The sequence below is a fragment of the Sphingobacterium lactis genome, assembly GCF_011046555.1.
Lineage (GTDB): Bacteria > Bacteroidota > Bacteroidia > Sphingobacteriales > Sphingobacteriaceae > Sphingobacterium > Sphingobacterium lactis.
In genome coordinates this window covers 287666-309500 of record NZ_CP049246.1, presented here as the reverse complement: position 1 = coordinate 309500, position 21835 = coordinate 287666, and the positions used below count along the sequence as shown (strand labels likewise).

Below are 21835 nucleotides of genomic sequence, written 5' to 3'. Positions count from 1 at the left end.
ACGGAAATATCCAGGCATATTTTGTATTTTTAAACAAATTCCTTCCATAAGACAGACTCCCAGTTTGTTTTGGTAAATCCTTAATTTTCAAGGTTTTTGTTTTGTAATATAGCAACGGCTACACGCTGTCGTCCTACGACTTTTTCAAGATTTCTGTTATTTTCTTACCTCTTTTTCAATTTTCATTTTTGCGTAAATCTGTGTTTTTCATAGCCTAGACCTTGTCTGACATGAAGCCGTACTGCATGCGTGGTGTAGTCGTGGTGAGAGCGTGCCTATAGACACGCTCTCACCACGCTCTCAGTACGCTCTCACCTCGGACGCACCTCAGACAAGGTCCAGTTAGTTTTTAGCTAGGATTTGGATGTTTTTTGTTTTAATAAATTGGTAGTTAAGGTTTTATGTGATTTTTGGTGTGGTAGGTAAAATGGTTGATAAACGCTTATTTTGCGAGTTTGGTGGGGGTAAAAAGGGGGGTGGATTTATTATTCACACTCCCTAGATATTCTGTCCTTTTCTTATGGCCTCAAAAAGAAAGGGTGTTCTAAATAGAACACCCTTTTCAATTGCTAAATTGATTTTCTACCACTTAGGATTTTGCTTAATTTTTCCATTTTTTGCAATTTCAGTAGTAGGTATTGGCCATAAATAATCCTTTTCAGGATCAAACTTTCTCAAGCTTGCTGGCTGTAAGATAATATGATTTTTAGTATCTACTTGCGTTTTTGGGTCCCAAGGTTCACCTTTTTCCGTAATAAATTCTGTAAAGAGGTAGCTTCCTATCAACGGTTTCACCATTTCAATTTCTGCGGTTTTCCAACGGATTAAATCCCAGTAAGCAAAGCCTTCGAATGCTAATTCAACCAATCGCTCACGACGAATTTCCTCAAGTAGGTTTAATCCATTTGTTGAAGCAAATGCATTTGTGAGCTTTGGCATATCCACGAAATTTGGAGCTTCAGTGGTACCGATATTGATCTGAGGTAACCTTTCACGGAGAGCATTTATAGTCAAGTTTAAGTCTTCATCAGAAATCTTTTTATCGAGCTCATAAGTTGCTTCTGCATAAATCAAAAGTACCTCTGCATACCTTAATACTGGTTTGTCTATGTATGAAGCTTGGAGGTTCCAATATTCTTTATTAGCGTATTTTCGGATACCATAACCACTACGGTGTTGGCGTGGATTTGGAATCGTATAATTACTGCTTGAAATAAACTCATCGCCACGCTTGAATATCGTGAAGGACATTCTCGGATCTTTCATGTTAAAATACTGAGCATGGGTGGTTTCTTTTGTAGGAGCTTTATACAATTTTGATTTTGTTATTGGAAGGCCATCTGCCATTAAATAGTTGTCCACAAAATTTTGCGTTGGCAATACATTGCTGCCTTCATAATAACGTTGTACAGCCACTGAACTGATCGCATTTTCCCTGTTTACACCATACGGTCTAACAATAATATTTTCTTTATTACTTCTTCCTTCACCAGCCAATTGAAATAAATTATAATAAGCGTCATTTAGTCGCTGACCATTGGTGCCTTCTGAAGGTTGGGAAAATAAGGCATGTTGTTTAGAATCGATAACCTCTTTTGCAGCTTCTTTTGCAATGGTAAGGTGCTTTCTTGCATCTCCATATTTATGGTACTGCTCACGAGTTCCTTCAAACAATGCAACTCGCGCTTTAAAGGCTTGAGCTGCGGTTTTAGAAATGCGACCGTATTCTTTTGCAGATGCCAATTCATCAGCGCTACGAAGTAACTTAATCGCATCATCCAAATCAATTAATATCTGATTAAATGTTTCTTCGCGGGTTGCACGATCTGCAAATACTTCAGGATCATCAACCTTTAATGTCTTCAAGATCAATGGTACACCCCCAAACCTTTTGAACATTTCAAAATAGTAGAATGCTCTAAAAAATTTTGCTTCCCCTACATACCAATTCACCTCTTTTTCATTCCCACCTTGTTCTAGGATAAGTGGTGCGCTTTCAAGTAATTTGTTTGTTTGATAAATATTATAATAGTTGTAGTCGCCACTTGAAGCTGGAGCTACTCGTGATCCATCGTTTATCTTTGTTGCATCTCCACTGTTGGAATAACCATAGCTGGACCAAACATCTTCTGTGACATCACTCGTGTTTAAACCTGGTAGAGTCGTGTAAAAGTAATTGGATGCCATTTTTAAATCCAAAACGGTTCTCCAAAAATTTTGATCATGCAAAGTTGTTTCTGGCATCTCGTCAATTTCGCAAGATGTGAATTGAGTTAAACTCAATGATGCTAATAGTATATATAAAATTCTCTTTTTCATGATTATCTGTTATAAGTCGATGTTTAAACCAAAAGATACCGTGGTTGCAAAAGGATATGGAGAAACTTTACTGTCCTCGGGTCTTATTTCTGGGTCAATTGCCCCTTTGAACACACCCAATTTGGATACCGTTAAAATATCTTCAGCAGATACATATAGGCGCACTCTGTTGAAAGGCATTTTCCGCACAAGATCTTTTGTTAATGTGTATCCTAATTGTATGTTTTTCAATCGTGCATAAGCTCCACTTACATACCACTTATCCGAATTTTGGAAGTTTTGATTACCTTCTAAGAATGGTCGTGGAAACGCCGCATCTCTATTTTCAGGTGTCCAGTAGTCCATTTGGAAATCCATGGGTAAATAATAAGAGTATAACTGCGGTTGAATCAATTCATTGCTTGGTTTCAGGTTTCTTTTGCCGATACCCTGGATAAAGAAAGAGAAATCAAAGTTTTTGTAACCCATGTAGGCATTGATTCCATATTGATACCTTGGATTCGTATCTCCTAAATACACTAAATCTCCAGTTTTGCCCAGTCTATTATCTCCAGGAGTGATATAACCATCACCATCTACGTCTACATATCGAATATCACCTATTCCCGGTACGCCCGCTTTATTGATGATTTTTTCATAATTAGGCGCATTTTTGACGTCATCTTCTGTTTGGAAATAACCATCCGTTTTGTATGCCCATATAGAGTTCAATGCATATCCTTCCACCAAACCATTTGTTCCAGAATAAATAATATCATTAGCACCGCCATATTTTATTAATCTATTTTGATTGTCAGCAAGATTTACGGAAACGTTGTAATTGAAATCTTCTCCGACCTTATCGCGGTAGCCTAAGGTAGCTTCCCATCCCCAAGTTTTCATCTGGCCTTGATTTGATTTAGGAACATTTATGCCGATAGTTGCTGGTAAACTGATAGACACGAGCATATTGTTGTTGTATTTTTGGAAATAGTCAAAGCTACCTGTAAGTTTACTTCCCAACAGGCTGAAGTCTACACCAATATTTCTGGTTTCAATTGTTTCCCAAGAAAGATCACTTGCCGGTAATGAATTTTGATAGATATAAGTTTGCTTAAGGTCATTTATAATAATGTTGGATCCCGAATTTAATTGCGTTATGTAATCATAAAAGCCAATACCAATTTTAGAACCGACTTTACCCCAAGAGAGCCTTGGTTTTAATTCGGTAATTATTCCTGTGGCTCCTTCAAACCAATCTTCTTTTGCGACATTCCAACCTGCAGAGAATGAAGGGAAAACTTTAGTTCTCACATTTGGCGATAATCGAGAACTTTCATCACTACGAATTGTAGCTTCAAACAAATATTTCTCTTTAAAATTGTAATTAAAACGTCCGAAATATGATTGCATTTTTTCACGTTCAGCATATTGGCTGTGCGATTTATTTAGTGGATCGGATGTAAAGTTTAAACTCGGATTATCATTTACATACAGGTTCTTGGTAGAAGCACTCTGGTATTGATAATCGTGGTCATAAAACTGATATCCGGCCATAATATGGAAGTTGTGATTTTCAGCAACCGTCAAATCGTAATCTACTACAGCTTGAACATTTTGTTTAAGTGTTTTGTAATTTGTGATGCTATAGTTGTTTGGATTATTCAGCTGTGATTTCGTATTTGCAGTAGGTCCTGAATAGAAATCAACTGTTCTACGGAAATTTCTGTTTTGTAGATCAATGCTCTCACGACTATACATCAACTTAATTTCTAATCCTTTGACAAAATTGTTAAGGGTTGCTGTCGCATTATTGAAGTATGTTTTTTTGCGATCAGTATTAAAGCCACCATCTTTCATAAGTGCATATCCAAATGCAGAAGATGTACCACTTTTATAATAGGTGCCGTCTTCATTGTAAATTGGAAATCTCATTCTTGAGGAGTAAAATTGTCTAAGAATGGAATTTCCACCACCATCAATTCCGTAACCACCATCTTGTGGATTATCTGTGTCTTGATTGATAAAGGCATTGCCTAGATCTAATTTTAAATACTTATTAACCTTAGCAGAAACATTTACCCGCGCATTTATACGGGAGAATTTGTCATCGCCCACTTTGAACATACCATTCTGAGTCATATTTCCTAATGACGCTAAGTAGGTTATGTTTTCAGAACCTCCAGAAAACTGGATATTGTTATTGTAGATGTTGTAATTATCTTTTACAATTTGATCCAAGATATTTTGTTGGTTGTAAGTCCGCCACTGTCCATTTGAACCCAATACAAACGTTGGTCCATTGACAGCATATTCCAAATCTTCTTCACTGTACTCTGCAGCAATACCTGCATTTTGTCTCGCTAAATTGACATAGTTCATTTCATCAATTAGGGAAAGACGATCAGGCATTGCACCTGGTTTTTGAAATCCTATATTGCTGGAAACGGAAATACGGCCAACACCAGCTTTTCCCTTTTTCGTGGTTACCAAAATAACTCCTCCTGCAGACTGCGCTCCATAGATTGCTGTTGCTCCACCATCTTTTAGGATCGAAATATTCTCAATATCACTTGGGTTTAAAGCTACAAATGTCTGGTCTGAACTGATTACCCCATCGATAACGACCAAAGGTGCGACAGAACCATTTGCGGAAGTAGCCCCTCTGACGGAGATATTTAATCCTTGTGCCCCTGGACGTCCAGAATTTCTCGTAACCACTAAACCTGGAGCAGCCCCTTGAAGCATGTTGGTTACTGTAGGCGTTGGACGGTTTTCCAACATTTTTGAATCAACTTGAGAAACTGCGCTCGTTAAGTTTGTCTTTTTCTGTCTTCCGTATCCAACCACCACCACTTCATCTAATGTATCTTCTGAACTAGCAAGTGTGATCGTTTTAGCATTCGAAGCCTGAGTTTCATAAGTGACATAGCCTATTGAAGAAAACGTTAAAATCGCAGTATTACTAGGGACTGAAATTTCATAATGGCCACCTTGATCTGTCGATGTTTTAGCGGTACCGCCCTTGACACCAACTGTAACGCCTGCAATAGGGTTGCCATCTTGGTCCCTTACAGTACCGGTAATGGTTTGTTGAAAAGTAGCTGTTAATTGGGTTTGATTTTTTAAATCTGGTTTGGTAAACTCGATCGTGGTACCAAACGAGGGACCTGCAATCAATGTAAGGGGTGACAGAAGTGCCAAATGGCAATATAATTTTGTCCACCTTACCCGAGTAAAGTAATTAGTCATATGCATACCAATTTGTGATTATTATTAGAGTTATCTTTTTGGTTATTTATAGCTATAATTCTAGGAAGAATTTTAGAATCAACGAATTGTTAATCGCAAACAATCGATTGTTTTAACTACGAAATCGATTGAGTAATAGTTTTTCTTACTATGATTTAGGGGTAGAATTCTTTAATAAATATTTTGATTAGTAGAGTTGAGAAGAAAACTAATCATCAATTTGTTTTGTTAAAAAGATTTAGCACTGGCTATTAAAAAAAAATAGGTATAATATTGAATATCAGTAAATTTTACCTCAAAAAAAATAATAGATTGGAATCGCTAAAACATAAAAAAGCCACCGATTTCGGTGGCTTTTTTTATGTTCTACTTTGGCAGTTTTTATTTCACGATTAAATTCCAGCCAAATGGATCTTCTGTTTTGCCGTAGCGTAAGTCATTGAGGTAGCCCAACACTTTGTTTGAGAACTCGCGGCCTTCTACTGGAGGCAGTGTATAATCCTGTCCTTCGAATCCGATACGGTCGATATGGGTAATGGTTGCGGCGGTTCCTGCGGCAAAAGCTTCCGATACTTCACCGGCCTTGATACCGTCGATCAATTCCTGTACGGATACCTTGCGCTGCTCGGCTTGGTAACCCCATTTTTCAGCCAGCTCCATAATCGTGCGTCTTGTCACACCGTGAAGGATGGTGTCGCCATGAGGTGTAATAATCTTATCACCGATGCGGAAGATTAAGTTTGCCGTTCCTGCTTCTTCGATGTATTTATGTTCCAAAGCATCGGTCCACATGATCTGGTCGTAACCTTCATCGTTTGCCAATTGCGTAGGGTATAGGGAAAGGGCGTAATTTCCGGCATTCTTCGAGAAACCAACACCACCTTCTGCGGCACGCGTATAGTGTGTTTCCACCTTTAAGCTGATTGGTTTGCTGTAGTAAGCACCGACAGGGCAGGTGATGATAATGAATTTATAGGATTTGGAAGGATGGACACCCAATGCCGCTTCTGTAGCAAACATAAATGGACGGATGTACAGGGAAGTACCTTCTTTGTTTGGTACCCATTCGCTGTCTACGTCCAACAATTGCTTCAGGCCATCAATAAAGATCTCTTCAGGCACCTCCGGCATTTGCAGGCGAGCAGCTGATTTGTTGAAACGCTCCCAGTTCTTGTCCGGACGGAAGATACTAACTGTTCCGTCTTCAAATTTGTAACCCTTGATACCTTCAAAAATTGCCTGTCCGTAATGTAATGCAGACATGGAAGGGCTGACCGCAAGATCCCCATAAGGTACAATCTTTACCGATTCCCATTTTCCATTGTCATATTCAGCAACCAGCATGTGGTCGGACATGATCTGACCAAATTTTAAATTGTTAAAATCCACTTGCGCAAGCCTAGATTGTTGTGTAGGCTCCACTTGTATCGTAGTTGTTTGTGAGGAACTCATAATGTTAGAATATTAATGGCTGCAATTTAGTCAAAAATATTAAAAGCACCGGCCATTTGGGGGATTAAATTGGAAAGTGGGTCGGAGGTTAATTTATTGTTACGTAACACTTTTAGGACATTGTATATTTTCCTATGCATCAGTTGTCCTTTCTTTTGGATAGTTCCGCGGCATGATTTCTCAGCGGAAACGATTGTTTCGCAGTTGGGGGAATGATTCTCGATTTTCGGTACAGAATTTGGCATAGAGGTTATGCTTTGGAAGCTCTGTCGCAACTAACCTGCGGCTGTTCAGGATCTGGACGGGAGATACAAGTTTCCGGAGTGAGAACTTTAAAGATTTTATTGGTAACATTATGGAAAGAGAATCTACAGAATTAAATGTACAGGCTACCGCGCAGGTAGGTGTATGGAAGTTTATCCTTGGTTTTTTTGTTTTCCTTTACAAAACTGCCATCCGTCCTTAAGGATAAATGACGCAGGTTTCTTTACTACCTTTTGCATTCGGTTGGAATGGTGGGGGTACCAAAGGGGTCGGCGTAAGAATTAATTGTTGAATTGCACCATCGGTGCTTAAAAAAAGAATACGAATCCAGCGCGGTGCACTGGATTTTTTGTTTTTTAGCCTTTTATCAGTTGCAGGAGCGGGTCCAGGTATTCCCGGCTGTTGGCCAGGCGTGGTACCTTGTTCTGTCCGCCCAGCTTACCCCGGCTCTTCATCCAGTTATAGAAACTGTCCTTTGGCGCATTGTGGATGATAGGTGCAGCGAGTGCCATGTCCTTGTACCGCTTTGCGTCGTAATCGGAATTTATTTCCCGTAATGTGGCGTCCAGGATTTCACGGAATCGTTGGAAGTCATTGGGCTGGTGCTCGAATTCGATGACCCATTCATGGGCTCCAGCGGTCTTGTCGTTGAAATACACCGGTCCGGCAGTATAATCCTTTATCGTCGCTTCGGTAGCCTTGCAGGCTACTTCCAAGGCTTGTTCGGCATTGTCCACGATCACCTCCTCGCCAAATGTATTGATGTACTGTTTTGTCCTGCCCGAAATCTGGAAACGGTAGGGTGAAATGGATGTAAATTTAATGGTGTCCCCGATTTTGTACCGCCATAGACCCGCATTGGTCGAAATGATCAATGCGTAGTTCTTACCGACCTCCACCTCATGCAGCGCCAGCGTTTTCGGGTTTTCCTCATGGATATTTTCCATGGGAAGGAATTCATAATAGATCCCATAATCGAGCATCAGCAGCAGATCCTCGGAATCGGAACGGTCCTGAAGGCCAAAATAGCCCTCCGAGGCGTTGTAATTCTCGAAGAAATACATGTTGTCCGATGGGATCAGTTTCTTGAACTGCTCCCGGTAAGGTTTGAAACTTACACCTCCATGGCCATAGAATTCCAGATTCGGCCATACTTCCAAGAGATTATCCTTGCCTGTGATCTCAAGGATCCGGTTGGCCATGACCATGTTCCAGGTTGGCACACCCGCCAGCGAGGTGACATTCTCCTTGATGGTAATCTGTGCGATCTGTTCGATTTTCTCTTCGAAATTCGGATTCAGTGTGACCTCGATATTCGGTGTCCGTTTGAATTCGGCCCAAAAAGGGAGGTTGCGGATCAGGATGGAAGAGAGGTCGCCATAATAGGAATCTGGGCTAAAGTTGTTGATCTGGGAGGATCCGCCGATAACGACGGACTTTCCGGTGAAGACCTTGTTCTCCGGTTTGTTGTGGCAGAAGATGGACAGCATGTCCTTTCCGCCCTGGTAGTGGCATTCCTCAAGGGCCTCCATACTCACGGGAATAAATTTACTGCGGTCGGAGGTCGTTCCGGAGGATTTGGCGAACCATTTGATGTCGGATGGCCAGAGGATATTCTGTTCACCCTTGATCATGCGGTCCACATACCCCTTAATATCGTCGTAATCCTGAATGGGAACCCGGTTTTTGTATTCCTCAGGTGTATAGATACTGTTATAGCCATATTTTTTGCCCCACTCGGTCGCCTCCGCTGCGGAAATCAAGCTTTGGAACCATTCATCTTGTACATCATGGGGATACTTCATGAACAGATCGATCTGATGCATGCGTTTCTTCATGATCCACGTAAAAAGTGAGTTTAATAAGGCCATACAGTGGTTATAGAATCGTAAATTTAGAATTTTTTCCTTCTTAATTCAAAATGTCTTCCCAAGTAAAATTTACGTGCAAGCTCATTGTCTGCGATTTCTTCGGGAGTTCCCGTAAGCATGATCTTTCCTTCGGTCAATAGATACGCTCGGTCGGTGATGGAAAGTGTTTCCTGTACGTTGTGGTCGGTGATTAGGATCCCGATGTTGCGTGTTTTCAATTTGGCAACGATGGTTTGGATCTCTTCAACGGCAATCGGGTCAACCCCAGCGAAGGGCTCATCGAGCAGGATGAAGTTCGGGTTTGCGGCCAGGGCACGAGCGATCTCAGTCCTCCGGCGTTCACCACCCGATAATAGGTCGCCACGGTTCTTGCGGACACGGTGCAAGCTGAATTCCGTCAGCAGTTCTTCCAGTTTCTCCTTGCGCTCGGCTTTGTTGGGGTGATGGATCTCCAGTACGGAAAGGATGTTATTTTCTACGGAAAGCTTTCTGAAAACGGAGGCTTCCTGGGCAAGGTAGCCAATTCCACGCTGTGCACGCTTGTACATCGGGTCTTGGGTGATCTCCAGGTCATCAAGAAAAACCTGTCCTTCGTTGGGCTTGATCAAGCCTACGATCATGTAGAAGGAGGTCGTCTTTCCGGCTCCGTTGGGACCCAACAGACCGACAATCTCTCCCTGTTCCACATGGAAGGATACATCGTTCACAACGGTTCGTTGTTTATATTTCTTGATAAGGTGCTCTGCTCGTAGAATCATGTGCTTATACCGTTAATTGCAAATATATTTTTTAAAATCGAATTGCTTTTACATTTAATTGCAAATTCTTCTTGCCACGCCAATTGTTCTCTTCAATGCTGAAGCAAATGTCAAAGGTCCTGCCGGCCAAGATCCGATCGATATACAGGGCAAGACCAAAACCTATGCAGTCAAAAATAGGCGATTCTCCCTGTTTAACGGAGAATTTGAGGTGGGTGCTACCTACAATGGTAGCGCCGTAGCCCATGGTGACGCCCTTGACCAGAAAAGTCGGTGCTTCGTTCACTGGTCCATGAGGCTGGAATTGATGCAGGATCTTGTAAAACTTGGCGTCTATATCTTTTAACGTAATTTCTTTCTCGATCAATATTTCCTGCTGCAGCATCTCAGGTTTAATACTCTTGCTGACAACTTCCTCGAAACGCTCTTGGAAAAGAGGGACATTGACAGTCTGCATGGTCAGGCCGGCCGCATATTTATGGCCGCCATATTGGTCCAGCAGGTCGCTGCATTCGCTGAGTGCTTCGTAAAGATCGAATCCCAAGACGGACCTTGCCGAACCGGCGATATGGCCGTTGGTATTTGTCAGGATGATGGTCGGGCGGTAATACTTCTCGGTCAGACGGGAGGCCACAATGCCGATTACACCTTTGTGCCAGTCTTCCTTGTACAGCACCGTTGTTTTCCGCGCCTTCAGGATCTCGTCGTTATCCAGTAGCTCAAGGGCTTCGTTGGTGATTTTGAGGTCATAGCCCTTGCGGGTATTGTTCTGGTCGTCGATGCTATCCGAGTAGGGTTTTGCATCCTGCAGGGTCTTTACGGTCAATAGTTTGACGGCGTCCTTGGCATGGTCTATACGGCCGGCGGCATTGATGCGCGGACCGATCTGGAAGACCACATCGTTTACGGAAAATGAACCGGATTTGTGAGTCGACAGGTTGATCAGCGCCTGCAGCCCGACGCACGGGTTGGTGTTGAGTTTCTTCAGCCCATAATGGGTGAGGATGCGGTTCTCGCCGGTAATCGGAACGATATCCGAGGCAATGCTCACCGCCACGAGGTCTAGGTATTGGTAAGCCAACTCCTTGGGCATGCCGTTGTGCTGGAGGAAGGCCTGTACGATCTTAAAACCGATGCCACAGCCCGATAGTTCCTTGTAGGGGTAGGGGCAATCACTGCGCTTCGGATCCAGGACAGCGACTGCATCCGGAAGTTCATCACCGGGCAGATGGTGATCACCGATGATAAAGTCGATGCCCTTGCTGTTGGCATAAGCGATCTTATCGACAGCCTTGATACCACAGTCTAATGCAATGATAAGTGTAAATCCGTTTTCATAGGCATAGTCAATGCCCTTGTTGGAAATACCATACCCCTCACTGTATCGGTCTGGGATATAAAACTCAATGCCTGAATTGTAATCGCGGAAGAAACTGTACACCACGGAAACTGCCGTGGTACCATCGACGTCATAATCGCCATAGATAAGGATCTTCTCCTTGTTCCCGATGGCGCGATCGATGCGCGTAATGGCCACGTCCATATCCTTCATCAAGAAGGGGTCGTGTAGCTGATCTAGGGATGGTCGGAAGAAATCCCGAGCCTGATCGAATGTTTCAACGTCACGGTTGATTAGGAGTTCTGCAATGATGGGGTTTACACCAAGCGCTTCCTGGAGCTTGCTAATCTTTTCTTGATTCCTTTTTGGTTTCAGCACCCACCTTTTTTGCATATCTTTGCCTAATAATTAACGTGTAAAGATACATTATATCGGCTTAGATACCTAATGTGGTACACGAAGTTCAAAATCACTTGCACTTAACTGTCAAGAAGACAAATAAATACATATGGCTAAAGCATATTCCTTATTTGAAGGTTCCTACTCTGTTGATAAAACGAAACAATTTATTCCCTTTGATCCGAAAAAGGACGATCCCAAGGATCGGCCCGGGTCCCTGTTCATCCATGTGCATCCTTTCCTGATTGAAACCAAGGATGGCTTGATCGTGCTTGATACAGGATTGGGCCTGCGCAACGAAGCGGGGGAATTGGTGATTCATGAGAACATCAAGAAATTGGGGTTTTCCATTAACGATGTCCGCTATGTGTTGATGTCCCACCTGCATAAGGACCATGCCAGCGGTATGGTGGATATCAGGGACGGCGTAAAACGGGTGGCCTTTCCGAATGCCGAATATGTGATCCAGGAACAGGAGTGGGAGAGTGCGTACAGCTCCGAGTCTCCATCCTACCGGACGGAGGTCTTTGACGTCCTGCAGCGGAGCGGCAACATCCTGTTCGTGAATGGCGACGGGCAGTTGACGCCGGAGATCAGTTATGAACTTTCAGGTGGACACAGCGAATTCCATCAGGTCTTTCACGTGAAAACGGAGGGTGAGCATTTCTTCTTTGGAGGCGATGAATTGCCCGAACCGGAGGAAATCTTCCGCAGCTTTATCGCCAAGTATGATTACGATGGAAGAAAGGCGCGCGATCTACGGGCGCAATATTGGGAAGCGGGCGCTCCTGAAGGATGGGTGTTCCTGTTTTACCATTCCAAGAATATTTCCGTCGGAAGACCAGAACAGCGTGCAGATGGCAGTTATAAGATCATCGATGCTGGATAAATCATTTGAATTCAATATATTTGAAATAAGCTGGGAAATAAATAATCTAATTTTTAATTAACAAAAGGAAATCATGTCGATAGTTAGAGAGAGTGACCTAATTGGTATTGGCAAGAAATATCAGATTGAAACGGAAGCTGGCGACAACATGGTAGTGGTCATCCACGATGATGGCCGTCGGGAGTTATACCGCCATGAGGATGAGGACAACGAGACGCATTGTGTGATGACGATGTCGGATGAGGAATCCCGTCAGGTGGCCGGTATTTTGGGAGGACTGTCCTATAAACCCAAAGCATTGGAGACCATTGAGGTCGCTTTGGATGATCTACGGATCGAATGGTATAAGGTTGGAGCTTCCAATGATGGCGTGAACAAGAGCATTGGCCAATTGGAAGTAAGGCAGCGAACCGGTGCATCCATTATTGCTGCCATTCGGGAAGATGAAACCATCATCAACCCCGGACCTGATTATGTCATCACCCCAGGAACGACATTGGTCATTGCCGGTAAATTAAAGAATATCAAATTGCTAAAAGAAATCTTACTGTAATCGCGAATTATGCATAGTACCCTCATTATAGAAATTGGAATCGCAGTTTTATTGGTAGCTTTGGTCGGTTTGTTGGCCAATCGGCTAAAGTTCTCGGTTATTCCATTTTTTATTGTGATCGGTATGGTCTTGGGGAACGAATCGTACCCTGGATTTGTTGCTGATTTCCTGAACAATACGGGCAGTGAGGGCTTGAAGGAAGGGTTTAATTCCGTATGGAAATTCCTCACCTTTACCGAGAGTAAGCCGTTCATCGAGTTTATGGGGCGGCTGGGTGTGCTGTTCCTTTTGTTCTATTTGGGGCTGGAGTTTTCTGTTGGGCGCCTGATCAAGTCCGGGAAGTCCATTGTGGCTGGTGGGACGATCTATGTGCTGCTGAACTTCTTCTCTGGGCTCTTGGTTGGTTGGATGATGAATCTGCCCTTCAAGGAAATGATGGTGCTCTGTGGGATCATGACTAGTTCCTCCACAGCGATCGTTGCGAAGGTGCTGACGGACCTGAAACGTACCGCCAATCCCGAAACCGAGGTTATCATGGGAATGATCATGTTTGATGACCTTTTTATCGCCATGCATATTTCTTTCCTGTCGGGTCTGATCCTGACGGGCAGTTCGTCTTTCTGGACCGTTGCGGGAACATCGCTGTTAGCCCTGGGCTTTATCCTTTCCTTTCTGATATTGGGTCGTAAACTGGTTCCATTCATCGATAAGCTATTGTACGAAAAATCCTCGGAGCTTTTTATTCTGATCATCTTCAGTTTGCTGTTCCTTATTGCAGGGTTTTCGGAGACCATTCATGTGGCGGAAGCCATTGGCGCATTGATGGCAGGTCTGGTATTTGCGGATTCGAAATACATCAAGAAGATCGAAGGGATGGTGCTGCCGTTCAAGGATTTCTTCGGGGCGATGTTCTTTTTCAGTTTCGGCCTGTCCATCGATATGTATTCCCTTGGCGGTGCAGTTGGTTGGGCAGTATTTGCGGCGGCGATTACCGTAGTATGCAATGTGGCTTCCGGCTATTTTGCCAGTCGGTTTTCCAAACTGCCGGCAAAGAATTCCGTTGATATCGGCTTTACCCTATCCGCACGTGGCGAGTTTTCCATTATTATGGCGAACATTGGTAAGGCGGGGAAATTGCTGCCTGTGATCCAATCCTTCGTTGTGGTCTATGTATTATTGCTGTCGATTATTTCGCCTTTGTTGACGAAGGAATCCCGGAATATCTGGAATACCATGGCAGGGCAGAAGGAAACCGCGAAAAAGCCGAAAAAGAAACTCAGCGATTTGGAAGCTTCCGTGGAAAACTGATCGACATAACGAAAAAAAGGGTAGCATTGCTGCTACCCCCTAATCTATATTTTTGCATTCTAGTCGTCGTATCCAAACCTCTTCAGGTAATTTTTCTTACTTCTCCAATCGGGAAGGACCTTAACGAACATTTCCAGGAACACCTTACCACCGATAAATTCTTCAATATCCTGGCGGGCATAGGTGCCGACCTTCTTGATCATGGCTCCGGCTTTTCCGATGATGATGTTTTTCTGCGAATCCCTTTCCACGATAATCTCTGCCGCAATACGGGTGATATGGGCTTCCTCCTTGAAGGATGTAATTACCACCTCGGTGCTGTAAGGGATTTCTTTATCGTATAATTTGAAGACTTTCTCGCGGATGATTTCCGAGACAAAGAATCGCATGGATTTATCTGTAAGTTCATCTTTCTCGTAGTATGGGGCATGGACCGGCAATTTGTCCTTGATGTAATTCATGACCGCTTCCACATTGTATCCCAATAGGGCAGAAATAGGAAAGATGGCATCTGGGTTAATCTTTTCTTGCCAAAACTCAATTTTAGCCTTGACCTCTTCTTCCGAAGATTTATCGACCTTGTTGATGATGACAGCAACTGGCGAACCTGTGTTCCTCAATTTATCGAGCACATCATTTTCGTCGTATTTTTCGTGGATGTCTGTAACAAAGAGGAGCACATCGGCGTCGATTATCGAACCCATCACAAAATTCATCATGGATTCCTGTAGGGAATAGTTGGGTTTGATCACACCGGGTGTGTCGGAGAAGACGATTTGATAGTCTTCATCATTCACGATTCCGATAATTCGGTGCCGGGTTGTTTGCGCTTTAGGGGTGATAATAGACATCTTTTCCCCCACTAATGCGTTCATTAGGGTAGATTTTCCGGCATTTGGTTTACCGATGATACTGACGAATCCTGCTTTATGCGACATTATTTCAAATTTTATTTGCTTTACAAAGAAACAAATAATATCTTTGTACTCCAATTCGGAGATAGTATAATCTGCTTTTAAATAATTTTAGAGTAGATTTTTTGAAAATATATTGCGGGGTGGAGCAGTTGGTAGCTCGTCGGGCTCATAACCCGAAGGTCATCAGTTCGAGTCTGGTCCCCGCTACTACAACAACCGGATTGCGCGCGAGGCGCAATCCAAAGACATTTACAATACATTGCGGGGTGGAGCAGTTGGTAGCTCGTCGGGCTCATAACCCGAAGGTCATCAGTTCGAGTCTGGTCCCCGCTACTTGGATAAAAAGCCCTCTTTGGAGGGCTTTTTTAGTTTATGCACTTTTTGCCTACGGAAAATTGGTCGGGCCTATGCCGATTCACCAAAAAGAAAGCCCCTGGATTTTCATCCAAGGGCGGTCTGTTTCGGAAAACGTTGTTTTAAAATAGTGATTTCTTTATGTACGGTTCTAGTGCTTATCCCGCAATGCCCATGACCGCTTCCTTACTTTCCAGAACAGAAGTTCCCATCAGGTATTCATCCACCTTTCTAGCACATTCACGTCCTTCAGAGATGGCCCAAACAACGAGGGATTGGCCGCGGCGCATATCGCCGGCTGTGAACACATTGGCTTTGTTGGTCTGAAACTCGGTTTCCGTTGCATCGATGTTTCCTCTATCCGTCAGCTTGATGCCCAATTGCTGGAGCAAGCCTTCGTGCTGAGGATGCAAGAAACCCATCGCTAACGTCACGAGCTCACAAGGAAGTTCACGTTCGGAACCTTCCACCTCTTTAAAGGATACGGGGCGACCCAATGCATCGGTTTCCCATTCCAGGTCTACCACGCGCGCTGCACGCAGGTTGCCGTCAGCATCACCCAAAAATTCTTTGGTGCTGATGCTCCAGTGACGCTGGCAGCCCTCCTCGTGGGAAGTCGTTGTTTTCAGGAGCATCGGGTAGCTTGGCCAAGGCATGGCTTCCGTCCGTGCAGTCGGCGGTGTGGGCATCAGTTCAAATTGCGTTACAGACTTCGCACCATGTCTGTTGGATGTACCAACACAATCGGAGCCCGTGTCACCACCGCCGATCACAAGGACATTTTTATCCTTCGCGTGTATTTCCTCCGTCTCAATGGCCGAGTTTCCAACGCGTTTATTCTGCTGTTTCAGGAATTCCATGGCATAATGCACACCTTTCAACTCCCGACCGGGGATATTCAGGTTCCGTGGAATGGTGGAGCCGCCTGCGAGGACGATGGCGTCATAGCTGTCCAATTCTTCCGTAGGAACGTTTTTTCCCACTTCGGAATTGGTTCTGAATTCCACGCCCGACTGTTCCATGACCTCAATGCGGCGGTCGATTACCGATTTGTCAAGTTTGAAATCTGGGATGCCATAACGGAGGAGACCTCCGACTTTATCGTCCCGTTCATAGACGACAACATCATGACCTGCTTTATTGAGCTGTGCGGCAGCAGCAAGGCCTGCAGGGCCGGAGCCGACAACAGCGACACGCTTGCCCGTTTTTAAATAGCTCTTGTTTGGTTGCACAAAACCTTTTTTGAAGGCGATCTCGATGATATGCTTTTCGATTTCCTCAATGGCCACCGGATTTTTGTTGATGCCCAGAACACATGCCGACTCACAAGGGGCCGGACAGATCCTACCCGTGAATTCGGGGAAGTTGTTGGTGGAGCTGAGAATCGCATACGCTTCTTCCCAATTCCCATCGTATACAGCGTCGTTGAACTCCGGGATCACATTGCCCAAAGGACATCCCGAGTGGCAAAACGGGATGCCGCAATTCATGCAGCGCGCTGCTTGGTTGTTAAGTTGCTCATCCGAAAAGGAATGCACAAACTCCTGATAATTCTGTTTTCTGTCCGCTGCAGCATCTTTCTGAGGAACAGCTCTTTCAAATTCTAAAAATCCTGTAGGTTTTCCCATGATATTGACCCTCCGCGGTTATGCTGTTGCTAATTTTATCTGTAAAACATTCTTGTACTCTTTCGGGAATACTTTGATGAACCGGCTTTTCTCTGCTGCCCAATTGTTGAGGATATAGCTCGCCCGTTCACTTTTTGTCAGGTGGATATGCCGTTTCAGTAGCGCAATGATTTCCGATTCGTCGGCACCTTCCAGTGGATCCAGGTCCACCATCTCGCGGTTGCAGTTTTCCCGGAAAGTTCCCTGGATATCGTAGATCCACGCAATACCGCCGCTCATACCGGCCGCAAAATTGCGCCCTGTCTCCCCAAGGATCAGCGCTCGACCGCCCGTCATGTATTCACATCCGTGGTCGCCGATGCCTTCCACGACCGCTGTGGCGCCGGAATTCCGCACCGCAAATCGCTCGCCGGCTTTACCATTGATGAACAGGTGCCCGGATGTTGCACCGTACAGGGCGACATTGCCGATGATGATGTTGTCATGCGGAACCAATTCACTTTCCTTTGCCGGATAAATGGCCAGCTGGCCACCGGATAAGCCCTTGCCGACATAGTCATTGGCTTCGCCTTCCAATTCAAATGAAATACCCTTCGTATTGAAGGCGCCGAACGATTGACCGGCTGACCCCTCGAACTTGAAGTTGATGCTGTTGTCCGGTAACCCTTCGGAACCGTAGCGCTTCGATATTTCGTTTGATAGCATAGTTCCTATGGTCCGGTCGGTGTTTTTCACATGGAAGGTTCCAAACACGGGTGTCTTGGTGTCCAGGGCGGCTTTCGCCTGCTGGAGGAGCCCCCAATCGAGGATCATGCTCATGCCGTGATCTTGTTCTTCCGTATTGTATAGTGTCTCGCCTTGGGCATTTGCCGCCACGTGCAGGATTCCTGAGAAGTCAATCTTGTTCACCTTCCAATGTTCCAGGTTTTCTCTTTTCTTGAGGAATTGTGCCCGTCCCACCATTTCGTTGATGGTGCGGAAACCCAATTCCGCCATGATCTCACGCATTTCCTCGGCCAGGAACTGGAAGAGGTGTACGACATCATCTGGTTTTCCGGAGAAGAGCTTGCGCAATTCCGGATCCTGGGTGGCAACACCTACCGGACATGTATTCAAGTGACATTTGCGCATCATGATGCATCCACCAGCAACAAGGGCTGCCGTGGCAACGCCCCATTCTTCGGCTCCCAATAAAGTCGCAATCACCAGGTCGCGTCCGGTTTTCATCTGTCCATCGGCTTGAAGGACAACGCGGCTGCGCAGTCGGTTCAGCACCAGGGTCTGGTGTGCTTCGGCAAGTCCGAGTTCCCAAGGTAGGCCGGCATGCTTGATGGAGCTGATGGGCGATGCGCCCGTTCCGCCGTCATATCCGGCAATGAGGATCACATCGGCATGGGCTTTTGCCACACCTGCGGCAATGGTACCTACGCCGGCCTTTGATACCAACTTCACATTGATCCGGGCTTGGCGATTGGCGTTCTTCAGGTCGAAGATCAGCTGAGCCAAATCCTCAATGGAATAGATATCGTGGTGTGGTGGCGGAGAAATCAACCCAACGCCTGGCGTGGAATGGCGAACCTTAGCGATCCATTCATCAACCTTATGGCCAGGAAGCTGACCTCCCTCTCCAGGTTTTGCGCCTTGCGCCATCTTGATTTGGATCTCATCTGCCTGTGTTAGGTAATTGGATGTTACACCGAAGCGTGCAGAGGCAACCTGTTTGATCGCTGAACGCATGGAATCACCGTTCGGCAATTTGGCGTAGCGGATTTCATCCTCGCCACCCTCTCCAGTATTGGATTTTCCGCCAATGCGGTTCATCGCAATGGCCAAAGTGCTGTGTGCTTCGTGTGATATCGAACCGAAGGACATGGCACCCGTTGCAAAGCGCTTCATGATCTCGCTGGCCGGTTCTACCTGGTCAACGGAAATCGGACTGCGGTGTTTTGCGAAGTCCAATAAGCCACGTAGGGTGTACATGCGTTCCTTTTGGTTGTTGATCAATTCAGCATACTTCTTATAGATTGCAAAATCGCCGGTGCGACATGCCTGTTGCAATAAATGTACGGTCTGTGGATTCCATAGATGCCCTTCACCGCGGCGCTTCCATTGGTAGAGACCACCTTCGGGAAGCAGGGTAGGTGCTATGCGGCTGTTCTCAAATCCTCGCCAATGCTTGGCTAGGGATTCCTTGGCGATATCGTCCAATTTTAAGCCGCCAATGCGGGATACTGCACCGCAGAAATAGGTGTCCACCACTTCGCTATCGATCCCCAGGACCTCGAAGATCTGGGCGCCATGGTACGATTGTAGGGTGGAGATCCCCATTTTAGAAAATATCTTCAATAGGCCATTGCAAACGGCCTTCACATAATTTTTCTTCAGATCATCCCAAGTCAGGTCGGTGTCCAATTGGCCGATTTCCTTCATCGTGCGGATGCTCGCCAAAGCCATGTACGGGTTGATAGCTGTTGCGCCGAAGGCCAATAGGCAGGCGAAATGATGGACCTCCCAGGCATCTCCCGCTTCCACAACCAATCCTACAGCACCGCGATTTCCGGTTTTGATCAGGTGGTGGTGCACAGCGGATACCGCCAACAGGGATGGGATAGCGCAATGCTGCGAATCTATTGCTCGGTCGGATAATATAATGACCTCGAAACCGTCACGAACGGCATCGTCCGCATAGCGGCATAGCCTTTCCAGACCAGCTTCCAATGATCCTGGTTTACCATCTGCTCGAAAGTAACTCTGGATGGTTTTCGCCTGGAAAACACCCGTATCGATCGAGCGCAATTTTTCCAGTTCGCTGGAGGTCAAGATGGGATGCTCCAGCGTTACACAATGGCAGAACTTCTTGTCTTCCACCAGAATATTGCCGGAATTGCCAATGAACGTGGCTAGACTCATGACCAGGCGCTCCCGGATGGGGTCGATCGGTGGGTTGGTTACCTGGGCAAAGAATTGCTTGAAGTAACTGGAGATGTGCTGCGGTTGGTCGGATAGTACCGCCAAGGGCACATCGGTACCCATCGATCCGATCGGTTCATAGCCTGTTAGCGCCATTGGCGTCAGTATCGTTTCGATATCCTCCCGGGAGTACCCGAAGGATAATTGGTATTTGAATACGGATTCCTTGGACAGGTAGGTAAAGGTTACCCGCGGTTCTGCCAGTTCCTCCAATTTAATCTTGTAATTGTTGATCCATTCGCCGTACGGCTGTTGGCGAACAAGCTCGCCCTTCACTTCCTCGTCCGTGCGGATCTTGCCTGCTTCCATATCCACTACGAATATCTTACCGGGCTGTTGTCGTCCCTTTTTGATAATGGTCGCTTCATCGATCGGCAAAGCGCCGGCCTCGGAAGCTACGACTACACGATCATCGGAAGTAACGGCATAGCGCAATGGGCGAAGGCCATTTCTATCCAATGTGGCACCGATCATATTGCCATCCGTAAAACAAAGGGCAGCAGGGCCGTCCCAAGGTTCCATTAAGGTGGCATGGTATTCATAGAACGCTCTTTTCAAAGGGTCCATCTGTGTATTGCCGTCCCACGCTTCGGGAACCAGCATTAACATGACGTGGGGAAGGCTACGGCCGGAATGCAGCAGCAATTCCACGACGTTGTCCAGACAGGCGGAGTCCGACTGCCCTCGGTCCACCACCGGCAATAGGATTTCCATTTCTTCTGCGGTAAAGTAGGGCGAGGAGTAGGCTCGAACACCTGCATAGAACCAGTTCAAGTTGCCGGTCAGGGTGTTGATTTCCCCATTGTGGGCAATCATGCGGAAAGGTTGTGCCAACGACCAAGATGGAAAGGTATTGGTCGAAAACCGGGAATGGACAAGTCCAAAGGCCGATACCACCCGTGGGTCCCGCAGATCCTTGAAATAGGTGCCGACCTGGTATGTGGTCAACTGTCCTTTATAGATTATCGTTTTGCAGGAAAGAGAAGCGATATAAAGCGGTAGTGGATATTCTTGGTGGGATTTAATCTTTTGGATAATCAATCTGCGGAGGACGTATAACTTCCGTTCAAAATCCTCGGTGTTCTGTACACCCGCTGGGCGGGAGATAAAAAACTGCACGATCTCCGGTTCCGCGCTGAGTGCCGTAGGACCTATCCCTTCCCGGCTGACAGGTACCTGCCGGAATCCCAGCAGTTCCATGTTTCGTTCTGCTGCAGCCTCGGCAATGACTTCGCGACATAAGCGATTCATCGCCTCCTCTTTAGGCAGAAAGAGCATCCCTACACCATAATAACCCGGTTCTTGGAGCTGTATGCCCAAATTGATACATTCTTCCCACAGAAATTCATGGGGAAGTTGGATCATGATCCCTGCGCCATCACCGGACTCCGGATCGCAACCGCATGCCCCACGGTGCTCCATGTTCTCCAACATCGTCAGGGCGTCCTTCACCTGCTGGTGCGATTTCTGCCCCTTGATATGGGCTACGAATCCAACCCCGCAAGCGTCATGTTCGAACGCCGGGTTATAAAGTCCTTCTTGCTGCATTGTAATATGATAATTAGATAAAATAACAAACGAGA

Annotated in this window: 12 protein-coding genes and 2 tRNA genes; 5 read left to right on the top strand and 9 right to left on the bottom strand. The window is 45.5% G+C overall.

From position 1 onward, the window contains the following. Positions 1 to 582 precede the first annotated feature (582 nt). The 6 genes from G6N79_RS01370 to recJ all read right to left on the bottom strand — a co-directional run bounded on the left by G6N79_RS01370 (position 583) and on the right by recJ (position 11627). Entirely contained in the window at positions 583 to 2319 is a 1737-nt protein-coding gene (locus tag G6N79_RS01370; RefSeq protein WP_103904819.1) for a RagB/SusD family nutrient uptake outer membrane protein, read from the bottom strand. Between the two features lie 9 nt (positions 2320 to 2328). Next, on the bottom strand, positions 2329 to 5550 hold the full coding sequence (locus G6N79_RS01365) for a SusC/RagA family TonB-linked outer membrane protein (RefSeq protein ID WP_103904818.1): 3222 nt from the start codon (positions 5548 to 5550) through the stop codon (positions 2329 to 2331). Between the two features lie 381 nt (positions 5551 to 5931). Continuing rightward, positions 5932 to 7002, bottom strand: a complete 1071-nt coding sequence (locus G6N79_RS01360) for a branched-chain amino acid aminotransferase (protein WP_103904817.1) — start codon at positions 7000 to 7002, stop codon at positions 5932 to 5934. Positions 7003 to 7622: 620 nt separating this feature from the next. Then, positions 7623 to 9137 (bottom strand): GH3 auxin-responsive promoter family protein, encoded by a 1515-nt coding sequence (locus G6N79_RS01355; RefSeq protein ID WP_103904816.1) that lies wholly within the window; start codon positions 9135 to 9137, stop codon positions 7623 to 7625. 23 nt (positions 9138 to 9160) lie between these two features. Beyond that, on the bottom strand, positions 9161 to 9895 hold the full coding sequence (gene lptB, locus G6N79_RS01350) for an LPS export ABC transporter ATP-binding protein (protein ID WP_103904815.1): 735 nt from the start codon (positions 9893 to 9895) through the stop codon (positions 9161 to 9163). Between the two features lie 31 nt (positions 9896 to 9926). Continuing rightward, complete coding sequence (gene recJ, locus G6N79_RS01345; RefSeq protein WP_103904814.1) at positions 9927 to 11627, bottom strand: single-stranded-DNA-specific exonuclease RecJ; 1701 nt, start codon at positions 11625 to 11627, stop codon at positions 9927 to 9929. Between the two features lie 115 nt (positions 11628 to 11742). On the opposite strand from recJ, the gene G6N79_RS01340 reads away from it, so the two are divergent. The 3 genes from G6N79_RS01340 to G6N79_RS01330 all read left to right on the top strand — a co-directional run bounded on the left by G6N79_RS01340 (position 11743) and on the right by G6N79_RS01330 (position 14383). Next, positions 11743 to 12522, top strand: coding sequence for an MBL fold metallo-hydrolase (locus tag G6N79_RS01340; RefSeq protein ID WP_103904813.1), 780 nt, complete (start codon positions 11743 to 11745; stop codon positions 12520 to 12522). A 73-nt stretch (positions 12523 to 12595) separates the two neighbouring features. Next, on the top strand, positions 12596 to 13075 hold the full coding sequence (locus G6N79_RS01335) for a cation:proton antiporter regulatory subunit (protein ID WP_103904812.1): 480 nt from the start codon (positions 12596 to 12598) through the stop codon (positions 13073 to 13075). A 9-nt stretch (positions 13076 to 13084) separates the two neighbouring features. Further along, positions 13085 to 14383, top strand: coding sequence for a cation:proton antiporter (locus tag G6N79_RS01330; protein ID WP_234993127.1), 1299 nt, complete (start codon positions 13085 to 13087; stop codon positions 14381 to 14383). A 59-nt stretch (positions 14384 to 14442) separates the two neighbouring features. Here the strand turns inward: G6N79_RS01330 and era are convergent, their stop codons facing one another. After that, positions 14443 to 15321: a GTPase Era gene (gene era, locus G6N79_RS01325; RefSeq protein WP_103904810.1), complete on the bottom strand. Its 879-nt coding sequence runs from the start codon at positions 15319 to 15321 to the stop codon at positions 14443 to 14445. A 113-nt stretch (positions 15322 to 15434) separates the two neighbouring features. Between era and G6N79_RS01320 the strand changes: the two genes are divergently transcribed. Beyond that, positions 15435 to 15507, top strand: a tRNA-Met gene (locus tag G6N79_RS01320). Positions 15508 to 15560: 53 nt separating this feature from the next. Next, positions 15561 to 15633: transfer RNA gene (locus tag G6N79_RS01315), tRNA-Met, on the top strand. Between the two features lie 179 nt (positions 15634 to 15812). Here the strand turns inward: G6N79_RS01315 and G6N79_RS01310 are convergent. Together G6N79_RS01310 and gltB are read right to left on the bottom strand one after the other, a co-directional pair. Then, positions 15813 to 17282: a glutamate synthase subunit beta gene (locus tag G6N79_RS01310; RefSeq protein WP_103904809.1), complete on the bottom strand. Its 1470-nt coding sequence runs from the start codon at positions 17280 to 17282 to the stop codon at positions 15813 to 15815. A gap of 18 nt (positions 17283 to 17300) precedes the next feature. Further along, positions 17301 to 21800, bottom strand: coding sequence for a glutamate synthase large subunit (gene gltB, locus G6N79_RS01305; protein WP_103904808.1), 4500 nt, complete (start codon positions 21798 to 21800; stop codon positions 17301 to 17303). Positions 21801 to 21835: the final 35 nt, after the last annotated feature.